2 rRNA genes are annotated in these 4,889 nt (G+C 50.8%); both read right to left on the minus strand.

The features are described from left to right. Nucleotides 1–28: 28 nt before the first annotated feature. Nucleotides 29–2,934 (minus strand): 23S ribosomal RNA (locus DWZ53_RS03915). A gap of 200 nt (nucleotides 2,935–3,134) precedes the next feature. Then, nucleotides 3,135–4,659: ribosomal RNA gene (locus DWZ53_RS03920) — 16S ribosomal RNA — on the minus strand. Together the 16S and 23S rRNA genes form the textbook arrangement of a ribosomal RNA operon. Between the last annotated feature and the right edge of the window lie 230 nt (nucleotides 4,660–4,889).

Consider the following 4,889-nt stretch of genomic DNA (forward strand, 5'->3'; position numbering starts at 1 on the left):
TTTCTTCTCTTTTCAAGCAGCTTGCCTTTCGGTCAAGCCCTCGACCTATTAGTATCAGTCCGCTTAACATGTCACCATGCTTGCACTCCTGACCTATCTACCTTATCGTCTTTAAGGGGTCTTACTTGCTTGCGCAATGGGAAATCTCATCTTGAAGTGGGTTTCACACTTAGATGCCTTCAGCGTTTATCCCTTCCGCATTTAGCTACCCAGCTATGCCACTGGCGTGACAACTGGTCCACCATTGATGCGTCCATCCCGGTCCTCTCGTACTGAGGACAGATCTTCTCAAATTTCCTGCGCCCACGACAGATAGGGACCGAACTGTCTCACGACGTTCTGAACCCAGCTCGCGTACCGCTTTAATGGGCGAACAGCCCAACCCTTGGAACCGACTTCAGCTCCAGGATGCGATGAGCCGACATCGAGGTGCCAAACCTCCCCGTCGATGTGAACTCTTGGGGGAGATCAGCCTGTTATCCCCAGGGTAGCTTTTATCCGTTGAGCGACGGCCTTTCCATTCAGCACCGCCGGATCACTAAGCCCGACTTTCGTCCCTGCTCGACTTGTGGGTCTCGCAGTCAAACACCCTTTTGCCTTTGCACTCTGCGCTTGGTTTCCATCCAAGCTGAGGGTATCTTTGGGCGCCTCCGTTACTCTTTGGGAGGCGACCGCCCCAGTCAAACTGCCCACCTGACACTGTCCCGTCATCAGTTCCATGACGTCCGGTTAGAACTCCAATACAGCAGGGGTAGTATCCCAACAGCGGCTCCTCGAATGCTGGCGCACTCGTCTCTTAGCCTCCTACCTATCCTGTACATGCTGCATCAAAGTCCAATATCAAGCTACAGTAAAGCTCCATGGGGTCTTTCCGTCTAGTCGCGGGTAACCTGCATCTTCACAGGTACTAAGACTTCACCGAGTCTACAGCTGAGACAGCGCCCAAATCGTTACGCCTTTCGTGCGGGTCAGAACTTACCTGACAAGGAATTTCGCTACCTTAGGACCGTTATAGTTACGGCCGCCGTTTACTGGGGCTTCGGTTCGATGCTTCTCTTTCGATGACATGTCCCCTTAACCTTCCAGCACCGGGCAGGCGTCACCCCCTATACGTCGCCTTTCGGCTTAGCAGAGAGCTGTGTTTTTGGTAAACAGTCGCTTGGGCCGTTTCACTGCGGCTCATATCTCTATGAGCACTCCTTCTCCCTAAGTTACGGAGTCATTTTGCAGAGTTCCTTAGCTATAGTTCTCTCGCTCACCTTAGGATTCTCTCCTCACCCATGTGTGTCCATTTTCGGTACGGGTTGATAAATAATTAACACTAGAAGCTTTTCTTGGAAGCTTGCTTCAGCGACTTCTGTACTCGCCGTAGCTTTCCATTCGCATCACGTCTTCGCATTTCCAGACTGCGGATTTGCCTACAGTCCTGCTACCTCGCTTGCACGCACCCTTCCAGCCGTGCGCCTCGCCTAGCCTTCTCCGTCACTCCTTCATTTACTTACCAAGTGCAGGAATCTCTACCTGCTGTCCATCGACTACGCCTCTCGGCCTCGCCTTAGGTCCCGACTTACCCAGAGCGGACGAACCTTCCTCTGGAAACCTTGGGTTTTCGGTGCGAGGGATTCTCACCCTCGTTCCGCTACTCACACCGGCATTCTCTCTTCCATATGCTCCACCGCTCCTTTCGGTACGACTTCTTCGCTCATGGAACGCTCCCCTACCATCCCTTGGGATCCGTAGCTTCGGTAGTATGCTTAGCCCCGGTAAATTATCGGCGCAGAGTCATTCGACTAGTGAGCTGTTACGCACTCTTTAAAGGATGGCTGCTTCTGAGCCAACCTCCTAGTTGTCTGGACATCTCCACATCCTTTTCCACTTAGCATACATTTTGGGACCTTAGCTGACGGTCTGGGCTGTTTCCCTCTTGACAACGGACCTTATCACCCGCTGTCTGACTGCCGGGCTTGTCTTCGTGACATTCGCAGTTTGATTATGTTCAGTACCCCGAGATGGGGCCATCACATATTCAGTGCTCTACCTTCACGCGACTCACTCCCGACGCTAGCCCTAAAGCTATTTCGGGGAGAACCAGCTATCTCCGAGTTCGTTTGGAATTTCACCCCTAGCCACAGCTCATCCGCCAACGTTTCAACGGGGGTCGGTTCGGTCCTCCATCGGGTTTTACCCCAACTTCAACCTGGCCATGGCTAGATCACTCGGTTTCGGGTCTACTACCTCAGACTTTCGCCCTCTTAAGACTCGCTTTCGCTTCGGCTCCGCATATCCTGCTTAACCTCGCCTGAAATAGTAACTCGCCGGTTCATTCTACAAAAGGCACGCCATCACCCTTTAACGGGCTCTGACTTCTTGTAGGCATATGGTTTCAGGTTCTCTTTCACTCCCCTCCCGGGGTTCTTTTCACCTTTCCCTCACGGTACTGGTTCACTATCGGTCACAGTTGAGTATTTAGCCTTGCCGGATGGTCCCGGCCGATTCAGACAGGATTCCTCGTGTCCCGCCCTACTCAGGTGCCTGCTCATCTTTCGCTTGCATTTCGCATACGGGGATCTCACCCTCTCTGTCTTTACTTCCCAGTAAATTCTGCTATGCTCGCTCTGTCGACTTTCTACAGGTCCTTCTACCCCGACCCTCAGGTCGGTTTGGGCTCCTTCCCTTTCGCTCGCCACTACTCAGGATATCATTCTTATTTTCTTCTCCTCCGGGTACTTAGATGTTTCAGTTCCCCGGGTCTCGCCTCGTCATGTCTATTTTTTCAACATGCGATCTGCACAATCTCTTATGCAGGGGTTCCCCCATTCGGATATCACCGACTCTCTGTGTGCTTACCACTTATCGATGCATTTCGCTGTTTGCTGCGTCCTTCTTCGCCTTACTGTGCCTAGGCATTCGCCATACGCCCTTTCTTGCTTTACCTTTCGGTTTGCTTGCTTGAACTTTTTCAAAAACACTTTCGTTTCGTTTCTGTAAAATCTTAGTTTCGACTATCAGAAAGACTTATTTCTTTTCATAAGTCTCATCTCATATCTTCTCTATTATCCAGTTTTCAATGATCTCTTTGAGTAATTTAAATCACTCAAAACTAAACAGTATAACCCACAACTCTTTCTCCTTAGAAAGGAGGTGATCCATCCCCACGTTCCCGTAGGGATACCTTGTTACGACTTCACCCCAATCATCAGTCCCACCTTAGACAGCTCCTTCCTTGCGGTTAGGCCACCGGCTTCGGGTGTTACCAACTCTCATGGTGTGACGGGCGGTGTGTACAAGGCCCGAGAACGTATTCACCGTGACATGCTGATTCACGATTACTAGCGATTCCAACTTCGTGCAGTCGAGTTGCAGACTGCAGTCCGAACTGAGAACAGTTTTATGGGTTTCGCTCCACCTCGCGGCTTCGCTTCCCTTTGCTCTGTCCATTGTAGCACGTGTGTAGCCCAGGTCATAAGGGGCATGATGATTTGACGTCATCCCCGCCTTCCTCCGGCTTGTCACCGGCAGTCTCGCCAGAGTCCCCAACTTAATGATGGTAACTGGCAACAGGGGTTGCGCTCGTTGCGGGACTTAACCCAACATCTCACGACACGAGCTGACGACAACCATGCACCACCTGTCTTCTCTATAGCTATCTCCCTATCTCTAGGGCCTTTAGATCGATGTCAAGACCTGGTAAGGTTCTTCGCGTTGCTTCGAATTAAACCACATGCTCCACCGCTTGTGCGGGCCCCCGTCAATTCCTTTGAGTTTCATTCTTGCGAACGTACTACTCAGGCGGAGTACTTACTGCGTTAACTGCAGCACTGAGATTTGACTCCCAACACTTAGTACTCATCGTTTACGGCGTGGACTACTAGGGTATCTAATCCTATTTGCTCCCCACGCTTTCGGGACTGAGCGTCAGTTGCGCGCCAGACCGTCGCCTTCGCCACTGGTGTTCCTCCATATATCTACGCATTTCACCGCTACACATGGAATTCCACGATCCTCTCACGCACTCTAGCTCCACGGTTTCCATGGCTTACCGAAGTTAAGCTTCGGTCTTTCACCACAGACCCTTGTTGCCGCCTGCTCCCTCTTTACGCCCAATAATTCCGGATAACGCTCGCCACCTACGTATTACCGCGGCTGCTGGCACGTAGTTAGCCGTGGCTTTCTTATAGAGTACCGTCACTTATATATCATTCCCTATATATATCGTTCTTCCTCTATGACAGAAGTTTACAATCCGAAAACCTTCTTCCTTCACGCGGCGTTGCTCGGTCAGGGTTCCCCCCATTGCCGAAAATTCCCTACTGCTGCCTCCCGTAGGAGTCTGGGCCGTGTCTCAGTCCCAGTGTGGCCGTCCACCCTCTCAGGCCGGCTACGCATCGTCGCCTTGGTGAGCCTCTACCTCACCAACTAGCTAATGCGCCATAAGTCCATCCCTTACCAATGCCTTAGCACCTTTAATACAAAGTTCATGCGATCTCTGTACCTATGCGGTTTTAGCTGCCGTTTCCAGCAGTTATCCCCCTGTCTGGGGCAGGTTACTTATGTATTACTCACCCGTTCGCCACTCGAGTGCAAGCACTCGCGTTCGACTTGCATGTATTAGGCACGCCGCCAGCGTTCATCCTGAGCCAGGATCAAACTCTCCATTGTTTATTTACTCAAACAACTTCTTGTTTGTTTAGCTCTTTTCTTTTCCTTAATTGACGTTGTGTTTTATTCGTTTACTGTTTAGTTTTCAATGATCTCTCGGCTCTTTCGCCGACTTGTTTATCTTACACTCTTTTGAGCTCTTTGTCAATCTCTTTTTTCGTCTTTTTTTCGACTTCTCTTTCGACTGACTACCTCTCTTTCGAGTGCTCGTTTATACTACCATCTTTTCT

It is taken from the genome of Coprobacillus sp. AF33-1AC (genome assembly GCF_003475785.1).
GTDB lineage: Bacteria > Bacillota_I > Bacilli_A > Erysipelotrichales > Coprobacillaceae > Faecalibacillus.